This window comes from Allostella sp. (genome assembly GCF_041913585.1).
Classification (GTDB): domain Bacteria; phylum Pseudomonadota; class Alphaproteobacteria; order ATCC43930; family Allostellaceae; genus Allostella.
Genome location: NZ_JAYSFE010000225.1, coordinates 1 through 3,754, shown reverse-complemented (window position 1 = coordinate 3,754; position 3,754 = coordinate 1). Strand labels below are relative to the sequence as shown.

At 73.1% G+C, this 3,754-nt stretch carries 3 protein-coding genes; 2 read left to right on the top strand and 1 reads right to left on the bottom strand.

Annotated elements, in window-relative coordinates; translation table 11 throughout:
- Both ACE3Q3_RS23350 and ACE3Q3_RS23345 read left to right on the top strand, forming a co-directional pair.
- The coding region (locus ACE3Q3_RS23350) for a glycoside hydrolase family 1 protein (protein ID WP_374450091.1) at window positions 1-903 on the top strand (903 nt) is incomplete at its 5' end.
- Window positions 904-910: 7 nt separating this feature from the next.
- Entirely contained in the window at window positions 911-2,773 is a 1,863-nt protein-coding gene (locus ACE3Q3_RS23345; protein WP_374450089.1) for an ABC transporter ATP-binding protein/permease, read from the top strand.
- Between the two features lie 13 nt (window positions 2,774-2,786).
- Here ACE3Q3_RS23345 and ACE3Q3_RS23340 read toward each other — a convergent pair.
- On the bottom strand, window positions 2,787-3,754 hold a 968-nt coding region (locus ACE3Q3_RS23340), incomplete at its 5' end, for a hypothetical protein (protein ID WP_374450087.1).

The window sequence follows — 3,754 nt, the reverse complement described above, 5'->3', positions numbered from 1 at the left end:
GCGGTGCTGCTCGCCCGGCGCTTCGGCGACCGCGTCAAGCGCTTCGCCACCTTCAACGAGCCGGCGGTCTTCACGATCTTCGGCTACGTCCTCGACTGGCAGGCGCCGGGCATCAAGAACCGCGACTCCTACCTGGCGGCGGTCCACCATGTGAACCTCGCGCACGGCGCCGCCGTCGACGTCCTTCGCGACCTCGTGCCGGGCGCCCAGATCGGCGCCATCCACAACCGGCAGCCGTGCCGGCCGGCCGGCAGCGAACCCGGCGACCTCGCGGCCGCCGAGCTTATGGACCTGTGCTGGAACCAGGCATTTCCGGAACCGCAGATCCGCGGCACCTATCCGCCGCGGTTCGCCGAGGCGATCGAGCGCTGGGTCAAGGCCGGCGACCTCGCCCGCATCTGCCGCCCGACCGACTGGTTCGGGCTCAACCACTACTCGCCCATCTACATGAAGGCCGACCCTTCGGCCGAACTGGGCTTCGCCTGGACGGGGCCGCCGCCGGAACAGCCGCAGACCGGCGTCGGCTGGGTGATCGACGCCGACGCCTTCCGCGACACGCTCGTCGACGTGCATCGCCGCTACCGCCTGCCGATCTACGTCACCGAGAACGGCTATGGCGGAGACGACCGGCCGGACGAGCGCGGCGAGGTCCTCGATCCCGACCGCATCCGCTACCTCGACGCCTATATCGGCGCCATGGGCGAGGCGATCGACCGCGGGGCCGACGTCCGCGGCTATTTCGTGTGGTCGCTGCTCGACAATTTCGAGTGGGGCTCCGGCTACGGGCAGCGGTTCGGCATCATTCATGTCGACTACGCGACCCAGCAGCGCCGGCTGAAGGCATCGGCAAAATGGTACGCGGACCGCATCCGCGCGGCGCGCGCGGTGGCGGCCGCCCGCTGACCCGGCGATGACCGGCCCGGCGCCCGCCGACCAGCCGGCGCGAGCGCCTGCGCCGCCGCCCGCCGGCGTGCCGATGGGGCGGACGCTCGGGCGCTTCGCGCGCTTCGGCGCCGGGTACTGGGCGGGGCCGGGCGGCTGGGCGGCGTGGGGCCTGACGATCGCCCTGGTCGTGCTCACCATCGTGCAGGTGCTGCTGGCCGTCCGTCTCAACCTCTGGAACGCCGACCTCTTCGACGCGCTGGAGCGGCGCGACGGCGGCCAGGTGCTGGTCCAGTCGCTGGTCTTCGCCGGGATCGTCGTCGGCACCATGATCGTCAACGTGGCGCACCTCGAGGTCCGCCGCCGTCTCCAGATCGGCTGGCGCGCGTGGCTGACCCGGCGGGTGGCGGACGCCTGGATGGATCGTGGCCGGCAGCACCAGCTGTCCCTGCTCCCGGGCGCGCCGACGAATCCCGACGCGCGCATCGCCGAGGACATCCGCCTCGTGGCCGAGGCGGTTCTCGACCTCGCGCATTCGCTCTTCTACTGCCTGCTGCTCCTGGTCGGCTTCGTCAGCATCCTCTGGGTGCTGTCCGGCACGGTGACGGTCGTGATGACCGGCGTCGCCGTCGACCTGCCCGGCTATCTGGTCTGGCTGGCGCTGCTCTATTCCGGCATCGGCGTCTTCGTCGCCTTCCTGCTCGGCCGGCCGCTGGTCCAGGCGACCGACCAGCGCCAGACCGCCGAGGCCAACTTCCGCTTCGGCCTCGTGCGCGACCGCGAGGAGGCCGAAGCGATCGCGCTGCTGGCCGGGGAGCCCGACGAGCGCCGCCGCCTCGCCCGGCTGTTCGACGCGATCGCCCTCTCCTGGCGGCTCCAGACCGCGGGCCTGCGCAGCCTGACGCTCTTCTCCTCCGCCTACGGCACGCTCGCGACGGTCTTTCCGATCCTGGTCGCGGCCCCGCGCTACCTCGCGGCCGAGATGACGCTGGGCGGCCTCATGCAGACGGCCCAGGCGTTCCAGCAGGTGACCGCCGCATTGTCCTGGCCGATCGACAACTTCCCGCGGCTGGCCGAGACGGTGGCGTCGATGGAGCGGGTGCTGCTGCTCATGGGCACGCTCGACGGCATCGCCCGCGAGGCGCGGGAGCCCGGGCTGGCGATCGAGGTGGTCGCGACCTCCGGCAGCGCGCTCACCTTCCGCGACCTCACCATCGCCGATGTCGGCGGCCGGACGCTGTTCAGCGGCATCTCGACCGAGGTCGCGCCCGGCGAGCACGTGCTGATCCTGGGCGATCCGCGCCTCGCCCGGACCCTGTTCAAGGTCGTCGCGCGGGTCTGGCCCTGGGGCCGCGGCCGGGTCGAGCTGCCCGACGACGCGACGATCCACGTGCTGCCGGCGGCGCTGCACCTGCCGGCCGACACCCTGCGGGCGATCCTTTCCTATCCCGACGCCCCCGATCGCTTCGACGAGCGGGCGTGCGCGGCGGCGCTGGCGCGCGTCGGGCTCGCGGCCCTGGTGCCGCGACTGGCGGAGGCGGCGGACTGGATGCGCACGCTCGATGCCTCCGAGCGCCAGCGGATCGGCTTCGCCCGCCTGCTGCTGCAGCGGCCGAGCTGGATTTTCCTGGAGGAGCCGGGGGAAGCGCTGGACACCGAGACCGAGCGTGCCCTGATCGAGGTGCTGCTGGCGGACCTGCCCGGGGTGACGCTGCTGACCGCGTCCCATCATGCCGACCTGGAGTCGATCTACGGCCGCACCCTGCGGCTGGAGCCGGCCGCCGACGGCCGGGTCTTCGTGCGCGACAGCGGACCGCATCCGCCGTCCGAGGCGGTGCCGCGCTGGCGCGCGATCGAACGGATTCGCCGGGGCTTCGGCGAGGCCGAATGACGCCCGGGTGCCGTCAGGCCCCGAAGCCGCCGTCCGGCCGCCGCGGCCCGAAATGGCGGGCGATCTCGGCCTCGGTGATGGTCGCCCGGGCGATCGCCGTTCCCTGCGGCGCCGGTCCCGGGCGGAACCGGATTTCCCAGAGCGAGAACCCGGAAACGAAGAAGCGGAGCGCGCCGCTCCCCTCGCGGTCGCTGCCGGCGGGTGCCACCGCCTGCGGATACCAGATGCCGCCGTCGATCAGCGGGCGCGGCGGGCTCCAACCGGCGGGATCGCCGGGGTCGCGACTGAAGGCGACGGCGATGCCGCGCTGCACCAGATCGTAGTGGCCGGCCCAGGTGTGGTTCAGCAGCATGACCCAGCACCCGGCATCGCCGTTGCGGTGGACCGCCGGGCCCCAGTGGGCGTCGGGATCGGGATGGCGCCAGCCGCGGCGCGGCCGGACCAGCGGCAGGGGCGGGGCCGCGTGCCGCGGCCGCCAGCCGGCCGCGGTCCACCATTCGACGGCGTCGGTCGGCCGGTCCCGGGCCGCGATCGGATAGCGCGCGACGATGATCCCCTGGCGTTCGTCGGCCGCGTGGTAGCTCGTCAGGTGCAGCAGGAAGTGCGTTCCGGACGGGTCCGGCACCACGGTGAAGTCCCCGTAGCCGCCGGCGAACCAGCCATTGTCGAAGGTGCAGTCGATCTCCTCCGCTCGCGGCTCCAGCAGGATGCCGAGATGCCGCCAGGTCCGGCCGTCGTCGTCGGAGACGAGCGCGCCCACGCCGTAGATCATCACCCGGCTGGGGCAGGGGGCCCAGCGCTCGCGATGGCACCAGCCGTAGAGCCTGCCGTCGGGCGCACGCCACACCGATTCGATCCATTTGCCCGACTCGGGGTCGGGATCGTCGAGGAGGGTCACCGGCTCGGCGGCGCCGGCGAAGCAGAGGGGCGGCGTGCCGACGCGGCGCAGGCTGTGGCCGCGCGGCCGGAAATGCGACGGGA